Below are 21229 nucleotides of genomic sequence, written 5' to 3' on the forward strand. Positions count from 1 at the left end.
AGCGACCCACACTGGCCTCGAGCCGTGCGTCGGCCCTCGCGAGGGGGCCGGCGAAGCGTCGGCAGGGGAGCGTGCAGGCTGGCCATTGAGCCGCGAAAGGGCGACAGTCCCGGGTGCCGACGTTGTTACTGTAACGGAAGGCCATACGAGTGGGGGCGCCAGCGCGAGCCCCCGCCGGCCCGGCGTGGTCAGAGACCCCAGCATGCACGGACGCTCCTTGTACGGGAACCGGGAGATCTCCCGCCCGACCCGAGGTTTGCCCCGGGTCCGCATCGGGAAGGTGAGGAGCCGTAGCCGATGATGCACGGACGGGAGAAGTCAGACCCCGCCATAGTAGCGATGAAGCCGACGAACAAGGCCGGGCGACCGGCCGCGGAGCCGGGGGAGCGAAGGGCGGGGACCAAGGGGAACGCGGGCCAGCAAAGCACGCGCCGGGCGCAGAACCGGGAAAGCGTGTCCCAGGCGCTGGACCGCGTACGGCAGGCCGCAAGACACAGGAAGAAGGAACGGTTCACCGCGCTCTTCCATCATCTCAACCCCGACCTGCTCCGGCTGGCGTTCTTCGCCCTCAAGCGGAACGCCGCGCCGGGAGTGGATGGGCTGACGTGGCAGGACTACGAGGCGGACCTGGAGCTTCGGCTCCAGGACCTGCACGACCGGGTCCACCGGGGAGCGTACAAAGCCCTGCCGTCGCGCCGACGGTACATCCCGAAGGCGGACGGGCGACAGCGGCCGCTGGCGATCGCCGCTCTGGAGGACAAGATCGTCCAGAGAGCGGTCGTCGCGGTGCTGAACGCGATCTACGAGGAGGACTTCCTCGGGTTCTCGTACGGGTTCCGGCCCAAGCGCGGCCAGCACGATGCGCTGGACGCCCTGGTGGTCGGCATCTCCAGCACCAAGGTGAACTTCATCCTCGATGCCGACATCCAGTCGTTCTTCGACGCGGTGGACCAGAAATGGCTCGTCCGCTTCCTGAACCACCGGATCGGCGACCCGCGCATCATCCGCCTGATCCAGAAATGGCTCAAGGCGGGTGTCTTGGAGGATGAGGTCGTGACGACCAGTGACACGGGGACGGGGCAAGGCTCGGTGGCCTCACCACTGCTCGCCAACGTTTACCTGCACTACGTCTTCGACCTCTGGGCCGAGCGCTGGCGACGGCGCGAGGCCACGGGCGCTATGATCATCGTGCGCTATGCCGACGATATCGTCGTCGGCTTCGAGCACGAGGCGGATGCCCGGCGCTTCTGGGAGGCCATGCGCGAGCGGTTACGGGAGTTCGCGTTGTCGCTCCATCCGGACAAGACCCGCCTGCTGGAGTTCGGCCGCTTCGCCGCGGCCAATCGAAAACGGCGCGGGCTCGGCAAACCGGAGACCTTCACGTTCCTGGGCTTCACTTTCATCTGCGGCAAGACGCGCCGGGGTGACTTCCAAATCCATCGGAAGACCCGTCGCGACCGCATGCAGGTCAAGCTCACAGAGATCAAGGAGGAGCTGCGACGGCGCATGCACCAGCCTATTCCTCGACAGGGGCAATGGCTGAGGCAGGTCACCACCGGGTACTACAACTATCACGCGGTGCCGACCAACAGTCGCGCCTTGGAGGCGTTTCGCTATCACGTCATCGACCTCTGGCGACGCACGCTCCGGCGACGAAGCCAGAAGGATGCCTCGACGTGGGCGAGGATTGCCAAGATCGCCAACGACTGGCTCCCCAAACCGCGGATCCTTCACCCTTGGCCGCAGCAACGCTTTGCCGTCAAACACCCGAGGTAGGAGCCGTATGCGGGAATGCCGCACGTACGGATCTGTGCGGAGGGACGCCAGTAATGGCGTTCCCTACCGCGATTCTTTGTCATGGACCGGTCTGCCGGTGCACTCGCGCGTGTCAAGGCTCTTTGTTGCATCGATAGTAAAGTTGAGATTGAAGAGATGATGATGGCGATGTGTTTGACTGTGGAGGATGTCGCTCTTTCGCTGCGGCATTTCTGGCCCGGGGCTCGCACGCTCGTTCGGCAACTGGCGCAACGCGCCATCCCTCGTGATTTTGCTAATAAAGTGGTAAGTGTCTGGTGGAAAATCGATGCCGGGCAATCACAGGAGGCATTTTTCGAAGCATTACTTCATATTCAGGTCTCCCATTTTTCCGAAGTTGACGAAAGAATGGCGGATTGTGCGGTCGAGGCCGCTCGCAATTTGTGCAAAAATGATGGAATTAATCAGTATTTTTTAAGGTTGACTGACGCTGTTGCCGGCCAATTGCGACAGGGTGCTCTGGCAAACTGGTTCGTCCATTTTGCCTCGGTTGCGGTCGAAAATAGTGAACTGAGCGCGGATGTGGTTGCCGACGCTGCGGTTGCCGTGCTCAACGAAACGTCACGCAAGTTAGACCGCCCTGACCGGCGGCACCTGTTCGATCTGTTGATTCAGATCGACGGTGCCGCCGTGTATCGTTGCCTGGACACCTATCTTGACCTGTGCCCTGCGGTTGGAAGCGCAGCTGAACAGCATCTTGGTTCTGGAGGGTGGTATTGTTACCTGGCCGGCGACTACGCACGTTTCCTCGAATTGACCGACCGTGCCCTGGAATTCGCGCCGCAGGCGGATTGGTTGCTTTGCAATCGAGCTTTCGCGTTGCACTTGCTGGGGCATCCTGGACCTGAGGTGATGGCTCTTTACGCGCAGGCGCAGGCGGTCACCCCGGATCAAGATCGTTGGATTAAGGCGGCCGTGGAGGATTTGGAAAAGCATCCCGAGCGGCGGCCAGGGGCCAATCCCATCGCCACCGATTTCATCGCGGCCGTGACAGCGCTGGGCCAATCCTTGCCCCCCGCCCCCCGCCCGGATGAATCTCTGGCGCCGACGCCCCTTCCGACCACGCTGGTGGATTGCTGATAAACGTACCGACGGGGAGCCTTGAGCGGGAACTCAATGTCGAGGCTGATGCCCACGGCCAACTCGGCCGCGCCGGTGCTCCGGACGTGGCCCGTCACCTCAGTATCCATCTCCCGAGAACCACCGTATGGCTGGATCGGGGCGCTAAAACAGGGCAGCAACGGCATGCCCCCCATCCGCGGCATCGGCACGGCCGAATTGGCCGGGGATGGGAGGCTCGAGGTTGAAATCAGCATTCACCACAGCGACGAGAGTCAGCTCAGGGCTCACCGCTGGTGGTTTTTCGGTAGGTTGTTAGGATCAGGTCAAATGCTGCTGGCGCAGGTAGTCCTCGGACTGCATCTCCATCAGGCGGCTGACGGTGCGTTCGAACTCGAAGGCATGGGTGCCCTCGGGGTAGAGGCGTTCCGGCGGCCCTTCGGCGGCGACGACCAGGTTCACCTTGTGCTCGTACAGGGCGTCGACCAGCGTCATGAAGCGCTTCGCCTCGTTGCGCAGCTCGTCCTTCATGGTCGGCACGTCGTGGATCAGCACGGTGTGGAAGTGCGTCGCGATGGCGATGTAGTCGGCGGCGCCCAGCGGCTTGCCGCACAGGCTCCAGAAATCGACGAGCGCCACGCATTTGGCGGCGCGGGCGATCTCCACCCGGCGGCCCTGCACCAGCAGGTGCGTCGGCTCGCCCGGGGCGCCGTCGGTCAGGGTGGCGAAGGTCTCAACGATGCGGCGGTCGGTGTCAGGGCCGAGCGGCCAGAAATAGACGGGCTTGCCCTGCAGGCGGTCCAACCGGTAGTCGGTCGGACCTTCCAGCGCCAGGACGTCCAGCTTCTCCTTCAACAGGGCGATGAAGGGCAGGAACAGCTCCCGCTGCAAGCCGTCCTTGTAGAGCATGTCCGGCGGCCAGTTGGAGGTCGCCACCACCACCACGCCCAAGTCGAACAGGCTGGTGAACAGCCGGCCCAGGATCATCGCGTCCACGACGTTGGTGACGTGGAACTCGTCGAAGCACAGGAGCCAAGCCTCATCGGCCAGCGCGCGGGCCAGCTCCGGCAGGGCGTCGTCGGCGTCCTTCCCCCTGGACTTGCCCGACTGGCGGTATTGGTGGATGCGCTCGTGCACCTCCAGCATGAACTCGTGGAAGTGGACGCGGCGCTTCCGGTCCACTGGGGCGGTGTCGAAGAACAGGTCCATCAGCATGGACTTGCCGCGGCCCACGCCGCCGTAGAGGTACAGGCCCTGCGGCGCCTCCACCGGTTCCGGCCGCGGACGGCCGAGGCCGAAGCGCTCCAGCCAGCCCGCCTTGGCGCCGCCGCCGTTGGCGGCCGGCTGCGGGCGGTAGCCCTGCAACGCCTTGTAGAGGCTCTGCAGCTTTTCCGCGGCCAGTTCCTGGTCGGGGTCGGGGCGCAGCGTGCCGGTGCCACGGCGGGCGCGGTAGAGCGAAAGCGGTCCGTCAGACATGGAAGCGGGTCTCGGGCATGCGGGTGTCGGGGGATCGGCGGAGGGAAGGCCTGTTTTAGGTAGCGGATGCGGCACCGCGGGGCAACGGCGCGGGCATGCCCGGCGGGCAGGGCAGGCGCCCGTCAGGCGATCACCGCCCGCATCTTGTACCGCCGCGGTGCGTCGGCTTAAAGGGACAATCGTGCGTGGGCGGCGGTCTGCGAGCCCCATCCGGACGGTTAAACATCCGTTATGCATTTCGCGCGAGAGTGTCGCCGGAGATCACCGACCCGCTCACCCCACCCGGTCCTGTGCGGCCCGATCCTGTGCGGATGGAGCCGCGTGCCTAGGAAACCACCGCCGCCATGGTCCACCGGCATCCCGGCCACCCACCTTCCGACGGCCCCGTAACCCCGCCGTCCCCGCTCGTCGCCGATGCCCGGCGCGCCCTGGGCCGCGGCGCCGTGCAGCAGGCCCTTCTGGCGTTCGGGTCGGTCCGCTTCCTGATGCGCGCGTCGGGGCTGACCTTCATCGCGGTGGTGAACGCGATGATCGCCTACGGCGTATGGCAGCACCACCGGGAATCCATCGGCGCGGCCGAGCGCGCCACGCGCAATCTAGCGCTGGTCCTGGACGAGCAGGCGGGGCGCACCGTGTCGGGCGTCGACCTGCTGCTGACCGACCTGCTGACCCTGCTGGACGTGCATCCGGACGGGCGCAGCCGGGGCAGTGCTGCGATCCACGACCTGCTGCGCGCGCGCCGCGACGCGCTGGCGCCGATCGCCGGGCTGGTGGTGGTGGACGAAACCGGAGTCACGCTCCACCATTCCGCCGATACGAACCCGCCGGACGTTTCTCTGACGGACCGGTCCTATTTCGCCGTCCACCGCGACGGTGCGGCTCCAAACGGTGCTGTGGCTCCAAGTGGACTCTTCGTCGGGCCGCCCATAGCCAGCCGGGCCTTCCCCGGCACCAGCGTCATCCCGATCAGCCGCCGCTGGACCCGCCCGGACGGCCGGTTCGGCGGCGTGGTCGTGGCGATGATCAACCCCGCGCAGCTCGGCACCAGCCTGACGGCCCTGGAGGGCGGCGGGGGCAGCACGGCGACGCTGGCGCTGAGCGACGGATCGGTCCTGCTGCGGCGGCCGGCCAACAAGCCAGACGACAAGCCCGACAGCAGCCCGGCGCGGCTCGACGGGTGGGCGGAGATTCGGCCGTTGCTGGCGACAGGCTGGGAGGGCACGCTGCACGCGGCCCTGCCCGACGACGGACGTCCGGGCATCGTCAGCCTGCGCCGCGGCCGGACGCATCCCTTCGTCGTGATTGCCGCCGTGGCGCAGGCCGACGCGCTGGCCGAATGGCGGCGCGACAGCGCGGTCTGGACCCTGATGGCGTTGGGCATGACCGCGGTGATCGCCCTGCTGACCGTCCATGTGGAGCGGCAGCAAGCGCGCGGCGACCGGGACCAAATGAGGCTGGCGCGCGCGTCGCGCCGCATCCGCGGCATCCTGGACTCCATGGTGGACGCCGTGGTGACCATCAATGCCCGCGGCCGGATCGAGACCTTCAACCCGGCGGCCGAGCGCCTGTTCGGCTTCGCCGAGGCCGAGGTGGTGGGGAAGAGCGTCAACATCCTGCTGCCCGAGAGCCTTCACGCGGATCACGACCGCAGCATGGCTGACTATCGTCCGGAGGCGGGGTCTCGCATCATCGGCAGCGACCGCGAGGTGCTGGCCGTCCGCCGCGACGGCTCCACCTTCCCGATCACGCTCGCGGTCAGCGTTGTGCGCTTGGAGGATGAGTCCGGGTCCGGTGGCGTGAAGGGTGGGCAGAGCGTCTTCGTGGGGGTCATCCGCGACATCAGCAAGCGCAAGCAGCAGGAGGCGGAACTGCTCGCGTCCAAAAGCCAGGCGGAGATGGCCAACCGCGCCAAGTCCGAATTCCTGGCGAACATGAGCCACGAGCTGCGCACGCCTCTGAACGCCATCATCGGCTTTTCGGAAATCCTGGACAGCGAATTCTTCGGCAAGCTGAACGACCGCCAGAAGGCCTGCGCCAAGGACATCCACGACAGCGGCAAGCATTTGCTGGACATCGTCAACGCGGTGCTCGACATGTCGAAGATCGAGGCCGGCCGCTACGAGTTGACCGAGGAGGTGGTCGATCCCGCCGACGCGCTGGCGCAGTGCCTGATGATGGTCCGCGACCGCGCCCGGGACGCGCGGGTGGAACTGCGCAGTGGGATCGTCGACGGCCCTGCGGGCGAGTTGCCGGCCGTCTGGCTGGACCGCCGGGCCTTCAAGCAGGTCGTGCTGAATCTGTTGTCCAACGCCGTGAAGTTCACCCCGGACGGCGGCCGCGTCACTTTGGCCGCCCGCGTCGAGGAGGACGGAAGCCTGGCCGTGTCGGTGGCCGACACCGGCATCGGCATCGCGCCGGAGTTCATGGAGCACCTGTTCCAGCCTTTCCGGCAAGCCGAAAACACCGTGTCCCGATCCTTCGAGGGCACGGGGCTGGGTCTGTCGATCTCCAAGAACCTCATGGAGCTGCACGGCGGTTCGCTGAGCTGCGCCAGCACGCCGGGCATCGGCACCACCATGACCGCCCGCTTCCCCGCCGAGCGGACCGTCAAGCCCGGCGAAGCGGAGGCACTGGTGGTCGCGGCGCTGTCGTGAGGGCGACTTTCGGCACAGCGCCGCTGCCGAGCCTCAACCGGGGCGCCGCTCCCGGAAGAAATCCTTCAGCATCGCCCCGGCCCGCGTCTCGTCGATGCCGCCGTAGACCTCCGGCGCGTGGTGGCAGGTGGGCTGGGAGTAGAAGCGCGGGCCATGCTCCACGCCGCCCCCCTTGGGGTCGTAGGCGCCGAAATAGACGCGCCGCAGCCGGGCGAAGCTGATCGCCGCGGCGCAGAGCGCGCAGGGCTCCAGCGTCACGTAGAGATCCAGGCCGGGCAGGCGCGGTTCCCCCAGCGCGGCGCAGGCCTCGCGGATGGCCAGCACCTCGGCGTGGGCGGTGGGGTCGTTCAGCTCCTCCGTCCGGTTGCCGGCGCGGGCCAGCACGGCGCCGGTCGCGGGATCGACCACGACGGCGCCGACCGGCACCTCGCCGCGGGCGGCGGCGGCCTCGGCCTCCGCGAAGGCGGCTTCCATGGGAGAGGGATTCGGGCGCATGCGCGCAAGATGGCGGGCGACTTCCGCCGTCGTCAAGGAGCGGATCTCCATCCTGCGCTGTTGAGACCAAGGTCGGCGCCACGCCGATCCAAGGCCAATGGCCCAACGCAATGGAGGAGGCATCCCATGGACAACCACGTCTACAAGAAGGTCGAGATCGTCGGCACCGCGGAGACCTCGATCGACGACGCGATCCGAAACGGGATCCAGCGCGCCGCCAAGACGCTGAAGAACGTCGACTGGTTCGAGGTGGGGGAGGTCCGGGGCAACGTGCAGGGCGGCAAGGTCGCGCAGTTCCAGGTCGTCCTGAAGGTCGGCTTCCGGCTGGAAGAATAACGGAACAAAGTGCTGTGCCATGGGTTGCGGCCGGAACGGTCAAGCCCTATGGTCCGTGCCCATGGACAGCCCCGATCTCGATCATTCCGAACCTTCCGCCGCCGAGGCCTCGAACGAGCCTGACGCCGGCGAGCGAATCGCCAAGCGGCTGGCGCGCGCGGGCCTGTGCTCGCGCCGCGACGCCGAGCGCTGGATCACCGAAGGCCGCGTCGCCGTCAATGGCACGACGCTCGACAGCCCGGCCTGCGTGGTGCGGCCGGGCGACATCGTGCAGGTGGACGGCAAGGTCATTCCGGAGCCGGAACCGGCCCGGCTGTGGCGCTATCACAAGCCGTCGGGGCTGGTCACCACCGCCCGCGACGAGAAGGGGCGAGCCACCGTCTTCGAACGCCTGCCGCCGGACATGCCGCGGGTGATCTCCATCGGCCGCCTCGACCTGACGACCGAAGGGCTTCTGCTGCTGACCAACGACGGGGAGCTGGCCCGCTTCCTGGAGCTGCCGGCCACGGGCTGGACGCGCCGTTACCGCGTGCGCGTCTTTGGCGAGGTGGACGAGAAGAAGCTGGCCGACCTGGAGAAGGGCCCGACCATCGAGGGCGTGAAGTACGGCCCGATCGAGGCGGCGCTGGACCGCATCCAGGGCCGCAACGCCTGGCTGACAGTCAGCCTGAAGGAAGGCAAGAACCGCGAGATCCGCAAGGTCATGGAGGCGCTGGGCCTCCAGGTGAACCGCCTGATCCGCGTCGCCTACGGCCCCTTCCAGCTGGGCAAGCTGGAGGAAGGCGCCGTCGAGGAGGTGCCGAAGCGCGTGGTGCGGGAGCAGGTCTCCCGCTTCTTCACCGGCGCCGACCCCGCGGAGGAAGCCAAGCCCAAGACCGGCGGCCGCAACGGCGGGACCAAGGCTGCTGCGAAGGCGGAGGGTGCGGCTGCGTCGGCCAAGGCTCCGGCCAGGGCTCCGGCCAAGGCGGCCAAGCCGCGCGACGCCAAGGAAGGCTGGGCGAAGGCGGAGCCGAAGGCCGCATCGAAGGCCGCCCCTGGGCGCCGCGGCCCGGCCAAGCCCGGTACGGCCAAGCCGGCGGCGGCTGCGCCATCGGCCGAGGGCCGGAACACGCTCAGCCTGAAGGGTGGCAAGCCGGCCGGCGGGGGCAGGCCCGGTGGTAAGCCCGGCGGCAATCCCGGTGGCGGTCCCCAGGGACCGAAGCCGCGCGGCCCCGGCGGGCGCGGCGGCCCCGGAAAGACCGAGGGCGGCGGAAGAACAGAGGGCGGTGGACGGCCGGAGCGGGCCCGTGCGGATCGTCGGCGGTAGGCACCGCGGCCGGCGGCTGGCCGCCCCGGCCGGGCGCGACACGCGGCCGACCACCGACCGCACCCGCGAATCCATCTTCAACATCCTGGCCCACGCCGACTGGGGGCCGGACGGCGCCGATCCGGTCGAGGGCGCGGTCCTGGTGGACGCCTTCTGCGGCACCGGCGCCCTGGGGCTGGAGGCGCTGTCGCGGGGCGCCGCGCACGGCAGCTTCCTCGACATGGGCCGCGCCGCCCTGGACGCCGTCCGTGCCAACATCGCGGAACTTGGGGAAGGGGAGCGCGCCGCCGTGCTGCGCGCCGACGCCACCAAGCCCCCGGCCCCGCGCCGTCCCTGCACGCTGGCTTTCCTCGACCCGCCCTACGGCCAGGATCTGGCGCCGCGGGCGCTGGAGGGGCTGGCGAAGGCCGGATGGCTGGCGCCCGGCGCCGTGCTGGTCGTGGAGGTCGGGGACCGCGACCCGCTGCCCCCGCCGCCGGGCTTCACCATCCTGGACGAGCGCCGCTACGGCGACACCCGCGTCGTCTTCCTGCGCTACGACAGCGTTCCAGGGCCGGCTCAGGAGTAGGTGAACAGGCCCGCTGTGACCTGGCTGCGCGCGAGGCCGGCCAGGGTCAGCTGGTCGCCGCCGCCGAAGTCCAGCACGGCGCTGCCGCTGCCGTCGCTGCCCAGGCTGTAGGTCATGCCCTTGGTCAGGTTGATGCGGTCACCCTGCGCGCTGCTGAAATCGGCGATGCGGTCGCGCCCGCCGCCACGCGTGAAGACGAACACGTCGGCCCCGGCGCCGCCCCACAGGGTGTCGTTGCCGGCGTCCCCCCACAGCGTGTCGTTGCCGAGGTCGCCCATCAGCAGGTCGGTCCCCGCGCCGCCGTGGAGCTGGTCGTCGCCGGCCCCGCCGTGCAGCGAGTCCTTGCCGTCGCCACCCCACAGCGTGTCGCGCCCGTCGGTGCCCCACAGCTCGTCGTTGCCGCCCAGCCCGTACAGCGCGTCGTTGCCGGCCCCGCCATAGAGCGTGTCGTTCGACGCGCTGCCGTTCAGGACCTGATCCTTCGGCGCGTCGACGATGCTGTAGGTCCGGCCGGTGAACATCTCCGCGTAATGGTCGATCGAGTTCATGTAGTTGGGGCGCAGCGTGTCGGTCAGGTCCGACATGATGGTGCCGGGGGCCGCGAAGTTGCCGTAGGTGGCGCCGCCCGCATACTCGTCGAAGCAGCCGATCATGTGGCCGAACTCGTGCGCCGCCAGTTCGTCCTGGTAATCGGGTCCCCAGTCGGTCTCGGTGTACCAGTTCAGCATGTCGCAACGCCCGTTGGCGTTGATGACGTTCACGTCGTACTGCTGGGTCCCCGCGGCCACGAACTGAACGTCGAAGCGGATGGCGTAGCTGTTGGCGCCGTCCGACAGGCTGTACTTGTTGTTCCAGAGGTTCTCGATCCCCTGTTCCCACACCTGCTGGAGGCTGCCGGCGGTGCCGCCCTGTAGGTGGATGCGCGTCTGCACCGTGAAGGCCGACCCGTCGAAGCCCAGGTCGTACTTCACGTCCCAGGAAAAGCCGCCGTCGGCCCGGTTCTCGGTGTAGTTGATGGAAGCGGGCGCGAAGGCCGCCGGGGCGCCGGCGAGCGCGGTCGTCGCCGCCATCGGGGCTGCGGTCTGCGTGCCGGACGGCGACGAGACGGCGTTGCCGAGCGAGTAGCTGACGGCCTTCTTTTGGTTCTTCATGGCGCTGACCCCCAAATCCCCAGTGTCACCCTGCGTCCGGCACCGTGCCGACCGGTGGCATCATGCGGTTGGTTTGGGGGGCTTTCTTGTGACCTTAACTATACCTTAACCAAATGATGACCGGCGTAGGACGCCCTTGGTCGTAGGAGTTATGGCGTCCGGGCACCTTGGCCGGTCGGCGCTGTTGTCAGCCTAGAACGTTGCGGGCGGGTCCGGACGCTTTGGGGGGATGGCAGGGCATGATCAAGGATCTTTGGTACAAGAACGCGGTCATCTACAACCTGGCGGTCGGCACCTTCATGGACGCCGACGGCGACGGGATCGGCGATTTCCAGGGGCTGCAGCGGCGGCTGGACTATCTGCACGGTCTGGGCGTGACCTGCCTGTGGCTGGGGCCGTTCCAAACGTCGCCCATGAAGGACGACGGCTATGACGTCGCCGACTACTACACCGTCGACCCGCGCTACGGCACGCTGGGCGACTTCGTGGAGTTCAGCCACGCCTGCAAACAGCGCGGCATCCGGGTCATCATCGACCTCGTGATCAACCACACCTCCGACCAGCATCCCTGGTTCCAGGCGGCCCGCAAGGACCCGAACTCCAAGTACCGCGACTGGTACGTCTGGTCCGACAAGAAGCCGTCCAACGCCGACGAAGGCATGGTCTTCCCCGGCGTGCAGAAGACGACCTGGACCTGGGACAAGGAGGCGGAGGCCTATTACTTTCACCGCTTCTACGACTTCCAGCCGGACCTCAACACCTCCAACCCGGAGGTGCAGGCGGAACTGCTGAAGGTCATGGGCTTCTGGATTGAGTTGGGCGTCTCGGGCTTCCGCATGGACGCCGTGCCCTTCATCATCTCCACCAAGGGGCCGGACGTGAAGACGCCGAAGGAGCAGTTCGACATGCTCCGCATGTTCCGGGAATTCGTGCAGTGGCGCTGCGGCGACGCCATGATCCTGGCGGAGGCCAACGTGCTGCCGGACACCGACATGGATTATTTCGGCGACGACGGCGACCGCATGCACATGATGTTCAACTTCCAGGTCAACCAGAACCTGTTCTACGCCATGGCGTCGGCCGACACGCGCCCTCTAGTCAAGGCGCTGAAGGCGACCAAGCCGCGCCCCGCCACCGCCCAGTGGGGCCAGTTCCTGCGCAACCACGACGAGCTGGACCTGGGCCGGCTGGACGACGAGCAGCGCAAGCGCGTCTTCGAGGTTTTCGGGCCGGACAAGGGCATGCAGCTCTACGATCGCGGCATCCGCCGCCGGCTGGCGCCCATGCTGCACGGCGACCGGCGGCGGCTGGAACTGGCCTACAGCCTGCTGTTCACGCTGCCGGGCACCCCGGTCATCCGCTACGGCGACGAGATCGGCATGGGCGACGACCTGTCCCTGCCGGAGCGCAACTGTGCCCGCACCCCCATGCAGTGGTCCGACGAGCCCCACGGCGGCTTCACCAAGTCGGACAAGCCCATCCTGCCGGTGATCAGCGGCGGCGTCTTCGGCTACGAGCGCATCAACGCCGCCCGCCAGCGCCGCGACCCGGGAGCGCTGCTGAACTGGACCGAGCGGATGATCCGAATGCGCAAGGAATGCCCAGAAATCGGCTGGGGCGACTTCGCGATCCTGCCGACGGGGTCCCCGGCGGTGCTGGCCATGCGCTACGACTGGAAGAACAATTCGGTCGTGATCCTCCACAACCTCGACGACAAGCCGAAGGAGATCGCGCTGGCCGTCGGCGGGGTGGGGGAGTCGGACCGGCTGGTCAATCTGCTGTCGGAGGACCACAGCGACCCCGGCGACGACGGCAAGCACCATCTGGTGATCGAGGCCTACGGCTACCGGTGGTACCGGGTGGGTGGGCTCGACTACCTGCTGAGAAGGACGGAGAGCTGAGGGGAAAAGAGGATAGCGCGGGCTTGACTTCCCCGCGCCATCGTCCGACCCTCCCCAGGCCGTTCCCGTTCGGGAGCGGCACACAGACGCTTGTTCTCAGGGCAGGGTGAAAATCCCGACCGGCGGTAGTCCTTCGCGAGAGGGAGAGCCCGCGAGCGCTTATGAGCCCAGCCAAGGGCTCGTGAGGTCAGCAGATCCGGTGAGATGCCGGAGCCGACGGTTACAGTCCGGATGGAAGAGGACGAGCCGGCCCCAGGCCGTGGCCCGCCGTGATGGCGGGGCGCGACCGGTGGTCTGCGCCGGCGGTGCCGAGGGTTTGGTCCTCGGTACCGCCGGGAGACTCTTTGCGCCCTGATTCAGGCTCGCCCCAACCGGAGTGAGAACCATGAATCAGATCGTTTCCAACAGCAGCACCAACCTCCTCGACCGCTTCGGCACCGCGGAAGAGCGCGTGTCCCGCGCCGTCGAGGCCATCCGCCGGGGTGGCGGCGTGGTTGTCGTGGACGACGAGGACCGCGAGAACGAAGGCGACGTGATCTACGCCGCCGAGACCATCACCACCGACCAGATGGCCCTGCTGATCCGCGAGGGATCGGGGATCGTCTGCCTGATCCTGCCGGACGAGCACCTGCGGCGGCTCGACCTGCCGCCGATGGTGGGGGCCAACACCGCCCGCTTCGGCACGGCCTTCACCGTGTCCATCGAGGCGCGGGAAGGGGTGAGCACCGGCGTGTCGGCGGCCGACCGCGTCACCACCATCCGCACCGCCATCGCCGACGGCTGCAAGCCGGACGACCTCGCGCGGCCGGGCCATGTCTTCCCGATCCGCGCGCACGCCGGCGGTCTGGCGGCTAGGCGCGGGCATACGGAGGCGACCATCGAACTGACCACGCTGGCCGGGCGCAAGCCGGCGGGCGTGCTCTGCGAGGTGATGAACCCCGACGGCACCATGGCCCGCCTGCCGGAACTGGTCGCCTTCGCGGAACGCCACGGCATGCCGATGGTCAGCATCGCCGACCTGGTCGAGGTCCGGCGGCTGCGATCGGTCGCGTAACGAGCAGGGATGGGGGCTTCGCCCGTGTGGCGGAGTCCCCGCTTTACGCACGTGGCGCCGTCATGGCCTGGGCGGCGCGTTGCGCGTCCCGGTCGGAGATCGGCGTCAGGGCGACCAGCCGGAGGTCCGGCGCGCCTTCCACGACGAAGGCGGCGTGCTGGAACTCGATCTCGCCGACCGCCTCGTGGCGGATGCGCTTCACGCCCTCGCCGCAGTCGGACACGTCCTGGGCCGGCCACCAGTCGCGGAATTCCGGGCTGGCCTCCGTCAGCCGGTCGACCAGCGCCTCGAAGGCGGCGTCGCCGCGGGAGCGGCCGTGGTCCAGGCGGAACTTGGCGAGCGCCCGCCGTGCGCCGGCCTCCCAATCGACCATGATGCGGCGGAAGCGCGGCTCCGCGAAGATCAGCCAGAGCGTGTTGCGGTCTTCCGGCGGCACCCGGGCGAAGTCGTCGAGCAGTGTTGCCGCGGACGCGTTCCAGGCGACCACGTCCCAGCGCGAGGTCTTGATGTAGGCCGGGTGCGGCAGGCTGCTCAGCATCGCCTGCACCGGGGGCGACACCGTGCGCACCGCGGCGGTCGGCAGTGGCGGCGGCCGTTCCTGGGCGAGCGCGAAGAGGTGGGCGCGCTCCGCCCGGTCGAGGCGCAGCGCCCGGCAGAGGTTTTCCAGGAAATGGGTGGACACCTGGATGTCGCGCCCCTGCTCGAACCAGGTGTACCAGGTCACCCCGACTCCGGCGAGCTGGGCCACCTCCTCCCGCCGCAGGCCGGGGGTGCGGCGGCGCGCGCCGGGCGTCAGGCCGACGTCGTCCGGGCGCAGGCGCTCGCGCCGGGTGCGGACGAAATCCGCCAGGGCGCGGCGGGAGTCGGGGCGGGCGAGGTTCAGCATGGGCGAGCCTGTCAGCGCTGATAATAGGATAAATCCTTATCTACTAACATTATAGCCGATCCCGCACCGTCTGGCCATCGACCTTCTCCACAGTGATGGCGAGGAGCCATGACGGACACTTCAACAACCACCGCAACGACCGCCGCCGGCGCGTTCCCGGCAGAGACGGCCACGCTGCGGATGCGGCTCGGCCTTGCGGTCATGCTGACGGCCACCTTCATGGCGGTCATGGACGTGATGATCGTCAACGTCGCCATCCCCAGCATCCGCCACACGCTGGGCGCCAGCTTCGCAGAGGCGGAGCTGGTGGTGGCGGGCTACGGCTTCGCCTACGCCGTGTCGCTGATCACCGGCGGGCGGCTGGGCGACATGTACGGGCGGCGGCGCATGTTCCGCCTGGGGCTGGCCGGCTTCACCCTGACCTCCGCCCTGTGCGGGCTGGCCCCGACCGCTGAGACGCTGATCCTCGCCCGCCTCGCCCAGGGCGTGACGGCGGCGGTGCTGTTCCCGCAGGTGCTGTCGCTGATCCGGGTCACCATCACCGACCCGCGCCAGCGGGCCGGCGCCTTCGCGGCCATGGGGGTAGTGATGGGGCTCGCCACCATCGCCGGGCAGTTGCTGGGCGGGGTGCTGGTCGGCATGGACCTGTGGCACCTGTCCTGGCGCCCCGTGTTCCTGATCAACATCCCCATCGGGCTGGCCGCCCTCGCAGCGGCGCCGTACGTCATCCCGGAATCGCGGCTGCCGCGCGGCCAGCGCATCGACCTCGCCGGAGTGGCGCTGAGTTCGCTGGGCATTGGTTTGCTGCTCTACCCGCTGATCGAGGGGCGGGAGGCCGGCTGGCCGGCCTGGGCGCTGGCGGCGCCGGTCGTTGCGGCCCTGGTGCTGGCGCTGTTCGGCGCGCACCAGCACGGCAAGTCGCGCCGGCATGACTCGCCGCTGCTCGACACCGGCCTGTTCCGCAACCGCGTCTTCGTGATCGGCCTTGCGATCACGCTGGCCTTCTACTCGACGCTGAACTCCTTCTTCCTGTCCTTCACCTTCTTCGCGCAGCTGGGGCTCGGGCGGTCGCCGATGGAGACCGGGCTGCTCTTCACCGTGCTGGCGGCCCCCTTCATGGGCGCGTCGATCCTGGCCGGGCGTCTTCCGGCGCGGCGGCGGCGCGCCATCCTGCTCAGCGGTGCGGTCCTGACGCTGGCCGGCACGCTGATGAGCGGAGTCCTCGCCCTGGCGTCGCCGGTGCTGCGGCTGGAGGCCTTCGTGCTGCCCTTCGTCGTCCAGGGCCTTGGGCAGGGGCTTCTGCTGACGCCGCTGCTCAACACGATCATCAGCGGCATCGAGGAGCAGCAGGCGGGGGCTGCCGCGGGCGTGCTGACCACCATGCAGCAGGTTGGCGGGGCGCTGGGCGTCGCCGTGGTCGGCATCCTGTTCTTCGGGGCGCTCAGCGACGCCCGGGCGGCGGGCCTCGCCGAGCCGCAGGCCTACGCCCGCGCCTTTGCCTGCGCGGCGCTCTACGCCGCTGCGGCCGGGGCGGTCACGCTGGGGCTGCTCGTGTGGCTGCTCCGCAAGCCGCGGGTGGGCTGAGCGGCATCGACTGAGACGTCAATTTCCCGCCAGGACGGCGATGCAGGCGGCCGGCGGTGTGGGGATGGGCTTGGGGTGGCGAGGGACCGGAGCCTCCTTCGGCGGCTCGAACCAGCTCAGCAGCTCCTGACCGCAGCCGTCGCCCGGCGGGATGGGATCCTGCGACAGGCAGGCGGTTGCGCCGGCCGGGCAATCCAGCCGCACGTGGAAGTGGGAGTCGTGCCCGCCCCAAGGGCGGATCTTGCGGAGCCAGGAGCGGTCGCCGCGCTCCCCCTCGCACAGGGCCAGCTTGATCGCCGGGTTGACGAAGACGCGCGCCACCTTCGGGCTGGTCGCCGCCAATTCCAGCAGGCGCGCCTGCCGGGGGCCGAAGCGGTCGGGGAAGACGCGCTGCGCCTTCAGGTTCACCATGGTCGGGAAGTCCGTGCGCTCCCGCTGCTCCCGCGGGAGCGACGGCTCGTCGAGGTCGAACCACACGTCGACGTCGAGGCCGATCTGGTGGCTGGCGTGCCCTGTCTCCATCCGGCCGCCGAAGGTCTTCGATATGTCGCCGACGGCGAGCCGCCCCAGGCGCTCGGCCGTGGCGTGGCGGGCGAGGTCCTGGACGAAGGCAACGGTGTCCGGATGACCGTGGTTGCGGTTCCGCGACAGGTTGACCGCCTGGTAGCCGGGTCCCTCGGCAGGCAAGGTCTCGGCGCCGCGGATGCAGCCGTTGGCGTAGCCGCCGATCGGCTGCGCCGCGGGGAGGCGCCCCGGCGCCGGCAGGGCGGCCGGGGTGATGGCCGGGGTCATGGCCAAGCTGGGGGCGTGGTCCGCGGCCAGCGCACCGGCGGACCACAGCCCGCACAGGACCGCCAGCAGGGCGATGGAACGGCATCGACGCATGACCACGGGCACGGGCTCTTCCTCCTTGGACCGAACCCGACCGTAGCACGGAACCGGAGGGATGAGCGTTGCAAGCGTGGGACGAGGCGCGGCAGCCGGTCTACCGGTCCTTGCGGACCGCGCGCTCCAGCTGCTCCGCCGTCTCGGCGGCCCCCATCGCCAGCGCGGCGTCATGGGCGGTGTTCCCGCCGGCGTCCCGGGCCTCGGCGGAGGCGCCGCGCGCCAGCAGGAGGTCGACGATGGCGGTGCGGCCGAACATGGCCGCCGTCATCAGCGCCGTCCGCCCGTCCGGCCCGCAACCGTCCACGAGGGCGCCGGCGTCCAGCAGGCGCTGCACGACCTCCAGCTCGCCCTTGAAGGCTGCCGCGGCGAGCGGGGTCTGGCCGCGGTCGTTGCCGAGGTTCGGATCGCCGCCATGCTCCAGCAGGACGCGCACCGCCTCGCCGTGGCCGTGATAGGCGGCCAGCATGAGGAGGCTGTCGCCGCGCTCGTTGCGCAGGTTGGCGGGCAGCCCCTGGCCGAGCAGCTCGCTCAGCTCCCGGGCATGGCCGCCGCGCGCGAAGCCGAACACGCGCGCCACGAAGGCGAGCGTCTGGTCGTCCAGTTCCGGCAAGGGCTTGCCGGGGTCCTCCGCTGGTTTCGTGTGCATCCTCGTCCCCCTCTCCGCTGTCGCGTGCCTTAAGGGAACACGGGGAGCGCGGGTCGGTTTCGTTATCCGGTTTGTGATCCGGTCTCCAAGGAGTTTGTCGCCCTCGCGGCCACCGTCAGCCTTGCTGCCCAGCCTTCGCTGTGCCCGCGGGGCAGTCCTCGGCAACGGGTTCGGCCGGCGCGTCGTTGCGCCTGCGCCCGTTCGGACACCGGTTCTCTCCCTGGGTCTTCTCTCCGCGGGCTTGCCGTTCCTGAGCGGCCATACGGGCCGTCTCGCGGAGGAGGCGGGCCTGCTCGATGGCCTCCTGCGCCCGCCGCATGAGGTCATGGTGCCGCCGCCTCAGAAACTCATATTCCCGATCGTCCATGATTGGGACAGCCTCTCCTCCTGATCATCGATAATGCAGAATAGGGGGTGCCGCGGCGACGGTCGGTACGCTACCGCGCAGATGGAGCCGGTGTTTGGCGGGCACGACCTGTTGACAGGAGGATCCGATCCCCGCCAATGCCGGAGGAGCCCCCCATGGCGAGCCGCAATTTGATCCTCAGCAGCCTTTCGGCGTCGGAGGAGCCCCTGATCCGGCCCCACCTGGAGCCCGTCGCCCTTCCGCACAAGCTGACGCTGATCAGGCCGGACGAGGACATTACGCACGTCCACTTCATCGAGCATGGGTGCGCGTCGCTGATCAACACCCTGCCGGATGGCGACGCGGTGGAAGTCGGCACCATCGGCAACGAGGGGATGGTCGGCACGCCCGTGCTGCTGGAAGCGGACCGGATGCCGTGCCAATGCGACATCCAAATCCCGGGCAACGGCTGGCGGATACCGTCCGCCGCGTTCAAGGCGGCGGCTCGACAGAGCGACACGCTTCGCGGCAAGCTCTTGCGGTTCGCCCAGGCGCATTTCAACCAGGTCGCCCAGTCGGCGGCCTGCAACCGCCTGCACACCATCGAGGAGCGCGCCGCGCGCTGGCTTCTGATGTGCCGCGACCGCGTCGGCGACGACTTTCCGCTCACCCAGGAATATCTGGCCATCATGCTCGGCGTGCGGCGGGCCGGCGTGACCGTCACGGCGAAGCTTCTGCAAAACGCGGGCTTGATCGCCTACACGCGGGGACGCATCACGATCATCGATCCCGCCGGGCTGGAGGATGTCGCGTGCGATTGCTACCGGATCACCCGCGACGAATTCCGCCGCCTTATCCCGAATGGGGAGGCCTATGGCGATCCGGCCCGGAAACCAACGCCGTGACGGGGCTCAGGATGGCGTTCACGATGGCGGCGCGCGGCCGGCTTTTCCGCTACAATCCGCGCGCGACCCGACCGTCACCCCTTCCAGAAGGCCGACCGGACCACCGACGATGCACGACGCCCCGCCTTCCGCCACCGTCGCGGACCTTCGATGAGCGCCGCGACCACTTCCGCCCTTCCACCGGCGACCGAGCGTCACCGTCTGTACGAGGACGCGCTCGCCCTGCTGATGGGCACGCTGTTCGTCGCACTGGGCACGGCGATCTACGGCAAGACGATGCTGCTGACCGGCGGCGTCGCGGGGGCGGCGCTGCTGCTCAGCTACGTGACGCCGTTCGGCTTCGGGGCGCTGTTCTTCCTGGTGAACCTGCCCTTCTACCTGCTGGCGTGGAAGCGCATGGGCTGGCAATTCACCCTGCGCACCTTCATCGCGGTGGGCATGGTGGCCGGCTTCTCGCGGATGACGGACAGCTGGATCGGCTTCAGCCACCTCGACCCCGTCTACGCGACGGTGATCGGCGGGGCCCTGTGCGGGAGCGGCCTTCTGATGCTGTTCCGCCACCGCACCGGGCTGGGTGGCCTGAACATCCTGGCGATCTACCTGCAGGAGCGCTTCGGCGTCCGGGCCGGCTATTTCCAGCTGGGCGTCGACCTGATGATCGTGGCCGCCGCTTTCTTCGTGCTGGAAACCGACCGGCTGCTGCTGTCGGTGTTGGGTGCGGCCATCGTCAACATGCTGCTGGCGATCAACCACAAGCCTGGCCGCTATCTCGGCGTCAGCTGACGCCGGGAGGCGAGCGAACGACGAGTCACGCCACGTCGATGCCGAGGACGTCAATGGCCACCGCCACACGCTCGCGCCGTGGCCGGTTGTTCTCGTCGATCGCGTAAACGCGGCGTTTCGTCGGGAAGACGAGACCATCAAACGCTTTGGGTTCCATCGCGTAGTTGGCACTCGACGTTCCGCCCATGACGTCGGCGCTGTAGTCATGGCGCTTCAAAATCCCGAGGGAGTCGAAGTAGAACGTCTGCTCGGTCGAGTGGGTTTCGATGTTCGATGGGAAGGTCACCTTCAGCCGGCGCCACGTCGCGCCATCCTCCACCCAAGGCTCGACTTCTTCGGTTTGGAAACCCGGCAGTTTGAACAGGAACGGCGTCGTCAGATACGTCCACATCGCATAACCGGTGAAATAGATCAGGTGCTGGGCGTCCCACGGCGTCGTCAGGCCATGACCCTCGAACGCCATCCTCGGTTGCTCACGCTTCTCGACGATCCCGCCGCCGTCGGTCACGATCGCGGTCCGTGCCGGCTCGAAGACCGTGTTACGACCGGCCTCGACGAACGGCGAATACTCGGTGTGCTGCCTGTGAGGGTCGATCGAAACCCGCGCGTCCTTGAACACGTCCGGCCAGCCCTTCAATTGCCAAAGGCCGCCGCCGATCGAGACGTGCGCGGTGAGCGTTTTGAGCGTCCGCCAGCGATCCCAGCCCCCATGAGCGGCGACAGCAAGCTCCACCAAGTCATTCATTGCGGATCTCCGTTTCAGGCGTCGTACCGGTCGATATGGTTTAAATTTGCAACCCCTCGACACCGTATCCGGAGTGGTCTAACTTTGCAACCTTGTTCGCCGCCGCAAAGGGAGAGCCGAATGAAGGGGAAGCGCACCGACCTGGGGCAGGCAAACTGCGGGATCGCGCGTGCCCTTCAGATCATCGGCGATTGGTGGTCGCTGCTCATCGTGCGTGAAGCGTTCGGCGGCAAGCAGCGCTTCGGCGAGTTCCAGAAAAGCTTGGGGCTCGCCAAAAACATTCTATCGAGCCGTCTGAAGAAACTCGTGGAGGAGGGCATCTTCACGATCGAGCCCGATCCCGAGTCCGCGCTCAGCCACCGCTATGTGCTCACCGCGAAGGGAGAGCAGCTCTACATCGTCCTGATCGCGCTCTGGCAATGGGGTGAGGAAAACTGCTTCGAACCGGGAGAGCTGAACGTCGCCATGGTCGACACGCCGAACGGGCAACCGCTCACCAAACTGCGGCTGCTGGCGCAGGACGGCCGGGTTCTCGGTCCCGGCAATTTCCGGGTTGCTCCGAAACCTTCGGGATCAAGCCGCGCAGGGAACTGACGCGGCTGCGGCCATCGGGAGGCGGGCGGCCGCGTAC

20 protein-coding genes and 1 riboswitch are annotated in these 21229 nt (G+C 68.4%); of the genes, 12 read left to right on the top strand and 8 right to left on the bottom strand.

Annotation, left to right across the window (positions count from 1 at the left end; all coding sequences use genetic code 11):
• Nucleotides 1-297 precede the first annotated feature (297 nt).
• Together ltrA and M2351_RS02955 are read left to right on the top strand one after the other, a co-directional pair.
• Entirely contained in the window at nucleotides 298-1776 is a 1479-nt protein-coding gene (ltrA, locus tag M2351_RS02950; protein ID WP_264654661.1) for a group II intron reverse transcriptase/maturase, read from the top strand.
• An 81-nt stretch (nucleotides 1777-1857) separates the two neighbouring features.
• The gene (locus M2351_RS02955; protein ID WP_264654662.1) at nucleotides 1858-2895 is read left to right on the top strand and encodes a hypothetical protein; all 1038 of its coding nucleotides are present in this window, start codon (nucleotides 1858-1860) and stop codon (nucleotides 2893-2895) included.
• Between the two features lie 300 nt (nucleotides 2896-3195).
• On the opposite strand, the gene zapE is transcribed toward M2351_RS02955, so the two are convergent.
• Nucleotides 3196-4350 (bottom strand): cell division protein ZapE, encoded by a 1155-nt coding sequence (gene zapE, locus M2351_RS02960; protein ID WP_264654663.1) that lies wholly within the window; start codon nucleotides 4348-4350, stop codon nucleotides 3196-3198.
• Nucleotides 4351-4694: 344 nt separating this feature from the next.
• Between zapE and M2351_RS02965 the strand changes: the two genes are divergently transcribed.
• A complete protein-coding gene (locus tag M2351_RS02965) occupies nucleotides 4695-7004 on the top strand; it encodes an ATP-binding protein (RefSeq protein WP_264654664.1) in 2310 nt (769 codons plus the stop codon).
• A gap of 33 nt (nucleotides 7005-7037) precedes the next feature.
• On the opposite strand, the gene M2351_RS02970 is transcribed toward M2351_RS02965, so the two are convergent.
• Nucleotides 7038-7478, bottom strand: a complete 441-nt coding sequence (locus M2351_RS02970; protein WP_264656828.1) for a nucleoside deaminase — start codon at nucleotides 7476-7478, stop codon at nucleotides 7038-7040.
• 147 nt (nucleotides 7479-7625) lie between these two features.
• Here M2351_RS02970 and M2351_RS02975 point away from each other — a divergent pair, with 147 nt between their 5' ends.
• The 3 genes from M2351_RS02975 to rsmD all read left to right on the top strand — a co-directional run bounded on the left by M2351_RS02975 (nucleotide 7626) and on the right by rsmD (nucleotide 9709).
• Nucleotides 7626-7835 carry a dodecin gene (locus tag M2351_RS02975; protein WP_264654665.1) on the top strand — a complete coding sequence of 70 codons (210 nt, stop codon included), beginning with the start codon at nucleotides 7626-7628 and terminating at the stop codon, nucleotides 7833-7835.
• Nucleotides 7836-7896: 61 nt separating this feature from the next.
• On the top strand, nucleotides 7897-9141 hold the full coding sequence (locus M2351_RS45045; protein ID WP_406567358.1) for a pseudouridine synthase: 1245 nt from the start codon (nucleotides 7897-7899) through the stop codon (nucleotides 9139-9141).
• The gene (gene rsmD / locus M2351_RS02985; RefSeq protein WP_264654666.1) at nucleotides 9122-9709 is read left to right on the top strand and encodes a 16S rRNA (guanine(966)-N(2))-methyltransferase RsmD; all 588 of its coding nucleotides are present in this window, start codon (nucleotides 9122-9124) and stop codon (nucleotides 9707-9709) included. The genes M2351_RS45045 and rsmD overlap by 20 nt, the downstream gene beginning before the upstream one ends.
• Here the strand turns inward: rsmD and M2351_RS02990 are convergent.
• A complete protein-coding gene (locus tag M2351_RS02990) occupies nucleotides 9700-10860 on the bottom strand; it encodes a calcium-binding protein (RefSeq protein WP_264654667.1) in 1161 nt (386 codons plus the stop codon). The two genes, rsmD and M2351_RS02990, sit on opposite strands and share 10 nt — an antisense overlap.
• A gap of 239 nt (nucleotides 10861-11099) precedes the next feature.
• On the opposite strand from M2351_RS02990, the gene M2351_RS02995 reads away from it, so the two are divergent.
• Nucleotides 11100-12761, top strand: coding sequence for an alpha-amylase family protein (locus M2351_RS02995; protein ID WP_264654668.1), 1662 nt, complete (start codon nucleotides 11100-11102; stop codon nucleotides 12759-12761).
• An 88-nt stretch (nucleotides 12762-12849) separates the two neighbouring features.
• Nucleotides 12850-13008: riboswitch (FMN riboswitch) on the top strand.
• 138 nt (nucleotides 13009-13146) lie between these two features.
• Nucleotides 13147-13815, top strand: coding sequence for a 3,4-dihydroxy-2-butanone-4-phosphate synthase (gene ribB / locus M2351_RS03000; protein ID WP_264654669.1), 669 nt, complete (start codon nucleotides 13147-13149; stop codon nucleotides 13813-13815).
• Nucleotides 13816-13858: 43 nt separating this feature from the next.
• On the opposite strand, the gene M2351_RS03005 is transcribed toward ribB, so the two are convergent.
• Entirely contained in the window at nucleotides 13859-14701 is an 843-nt protein-coding gene (locus M2351_RS03005; RefSeq protein ID WP_264654670.1) for a helix-turn-helix transcriptional regulator, read from the bottom strand.
• Nucleotides 14702-14809: 108 nt separating this feature from the next.
• On the opposite strand from M2351_RS03005, the gene M2351_RS03010 reads away from it, so the two are divergent.
• A complete protein-coding gene (locus M2351_RS03010) occupies nucleotides 14810-16285 on the top strand; it encodes an MFS transporter (protein WP_264654671.1) in 1476 nt (491 codons plus the stop codon).
• 18 nt (nucleotides 16286-16303) lie between these two features.
• Here the strand turns inward: M2351_RS03010 and mepA are convergent, their stop codons facing one another.
• The 3 genes from mepA to M2351_RS03025 form a co-directional block, all read right to left on the bottom strand.
• Nucleotides 16304-17182 carry a penicillin-insensitive murein endopeptidase gene (gene mepA, locus M2351_RS03015; protein WP_264654672.1) on the bottom strand — a complete coding sequence of 293 codons (879 nt, stop codon included), beginning with the start codon at nucleotides 17180-17182 and terminating at the stop codon, nucleotides 16304-16306.
• Nucleotides 17183-17270: 88 nt separating this feature from the next.
• Nucleotides 17271-17819, bottom strand: a complete 549-nt coding sequence (locus tag M2351_RS03020) for an ankyrin repeat domain-containing protein (RefSeq protein WP_264654673.1) — start codon at nucleotides 17817-17819, stop codon at nucleotides 17271-17273.
• Nucleotides 17820-17934: 115 nt separating this feature from the next.
• Nucleotides 17935-18186 carry a hypothetical protein gene (locus M2351_RS03025; protein ID WP_264654674.1) on the bottom strand — a complete coding sequence of 84 codons (252 nt, stop codon included), beginning with the start codon at nucleotides 18184-18186 and terminating at the stop codon, nucleotides 17935-17937.
• Nucleotides 18187-18341: 155 nt separating this feature from the next.
• On the opposite strand from M2351_RS03025, the gene M2351_RS03030 reads away from it, so the two are divergent.
• Both M2351_RS03030 and M2351_RS03035 read left to right on the top strand, forming a co-directional pair.
• Nucleotides 18342-19070 (top strand): Crp/Fnr family transcriptional regulator, encoded by a 729-nt coding sequence (locus M2351_RS03030; protein WP_264654675.1) that lies wholly within the window; start codon nucleotides 18342-18344, stop codon nucleotides 19068-19070.
• A gap of 150 nt (nucleotides 19071-19220) precedes the next feature.
• Nucleotides 19221-19853: a YitT family protein gene (locus M2351_RS03035; RefSeq protein ID WP_264654676.1), complete on the top strand. Its 633-nt coding sequence runs from the start codon at nucleotides 19221-19223 to the stop codon at nucleotides 19851-19853.
• 25 nt (nucleotides 19854-19878) lie between these two features.
• Here the strand turns inward: M2351_RS03035 and M2351_RS03040 are convergent, their stop codons facing one another.
• Nucleotides 19879-20598, bottom strand: coding sequence for a hypothetical protein (locus M2351_RS03040; protein WP_264654677.1), 720 nt, complete (start codon nucleotides 20596-20598; stop codon nucleotides 19879-19881).
• A gap of 120 nt (nucleotides 20599-20718) precedes the next feature.
• Between M2351_RS03040 and M2351_RS03045 the strand changes: the two genes are divergently transcribed.
• The gene (locus tag M2351_RS03045; RefSeq protein ID WP_264654678.1) at nucleotides 20719-21192 is read left to right on the top strand and encodes a winged helix-turn-helix transcriptional regulator; all 474 of its coding nucleotides are present in this window, start codon (nucleotides 20719-20721) and stop codon (nucleotides 21190-21192) included.
• The last annotated feature ends 37 nt before the right edge of the window (nucleotides 21193-21229 follow it).

The organism is Azospirillum canadense, from assembly GCF_025961225.1.
Taxonomy (GTDB): Bacteria; Pseudomonadota; Alphaproteobacteria; order Azospirillales; family Azospirillaceae; genus Azospirillum; species Azospirillum canadense.

Bases quoted from the DNA above. Each gene is read 5' to 3' on its own strand.
- M2351_RS03045 (WP_264654678.1), top strand. From the start codon at position 20,719: ATGAAGGGGAAGCGCACCGACCTGGGGCAGGCAAACTGCGGGATCGCG.
- M2351_RS45045 (WP_406567358.1), top strand. From the start codon at position 7,897: ATGGACAGCCCCGATCTCGATCATTCCGAACCTTCCGCCGCCGAGGCC.
- M2351_RS03035 (WP_264654676.1), top strand. From the start codon at position 19,221: ATGAGCGCCGCGACCACTTCCGCCCTTCCACCGGCGACCGAGCGTCAC.
- M2351_RS02990 (WP_264654667.1), bottom strand. From the start codon at position 10,860: ATGAAGAACCAAAAGAAGGCCGTCAGCTACTCGCTCGGCAACGCCGTC.
- M2351_RS02975 (WP_264654665.1), top strand. From the start codon at position 7,626: ATGGACAACCACGTCTACAAGAAGGTCGAGATCGTCGGCACCGCGGAG.
- M2351_RS03020 (WP_264654673.1), bottom strand. From the start codon at position 17,819: ATGCACACGAAACCAGCGGAGGACCCCGGCAAGCCCTTGCCGGAACTG.
- M2351_RS03010 (WP_264654671.1), top strand. From the start codon at position 14,810: ATGACGGACACTTCAACAACCACCGCAACGACCGCCGCCGGCGCGTTC.
- M2351_RS02995 (WP_264654668.1), top strand. From the start codon at position 11,100: ATGATCAAGGATCTTTGGTACAAGAACGCGGTCATCTACAACCTGGCG.
- ltrA (WP_264654661.1), top strand. From the start codon at position 298: ATGATGCACGGACGGGAGAAGTCAGACCCCGCCATAGTAGCGATGAAG.
- ribB (WP_264654669.1), top strand. From the start codon at position 13,147: ATGAATCAGATCGTTTCCAACAGCAGCACCAACCTCCTCGACCGCTTC.
- M2351_RS03040 (WP_264654677.1), bottom strand. From the start codon at position 20,598: ATGAATGACTTGGTGGAGCTTGCTGTCGCCGCTCATGGGGGCTGGGAT.
- M2351_RS03030 (WP_264654675.1), top strand. From the start codon at position 18,342: ATGGCGAGCCGCAATTTGATCCTCAGCAGCCTTTCGGCGTCGGAGGAG.
- M2351_RS02970 (WP_264656828.1), bottom strand. From the start codon at position 7,478: ATGGAAGCCGCCTTCGCGGAGGCCGAGGCCGCCGCCGCCCGCGGCGAG.
- M2351_RS02955 (WP_264654662.1), top strand. From the start codon at position 1,858: ATGGACCGGTCTGCCGGTGCACTCGCGCGTGTCAAGGCTCTTTGTTGC.
- M2351_RS03005 (WP_264654670.1), bottom strand. From the start codon at position 14,701: ATGCTGAACCTCGCCCGCCCCGACTCCCGCCGCGCCCTGGCGGATTTC.
- M2351_RS02965 (WP_264654664.1), top strand. From the start codon at position 4,695: ATGGTCCACCGGCATCCCGGCCACCCACCTTCCGACGGCCCCGTAACC.
- zapE (WP_264654663.1), bottom strand. From the start codon at position 4,350: ATGTCTGACGGACCGCTTTCGCTCTACCGCGCCCGCCGTGGCACCGGC.
- M2351_RS03025 (WP_264654674.1), bottom strand. From the start codon at position 18,186: ATGGACGATCGGGAATATGAGTTTCTGAGGCGGCGGCACCATGACCTC.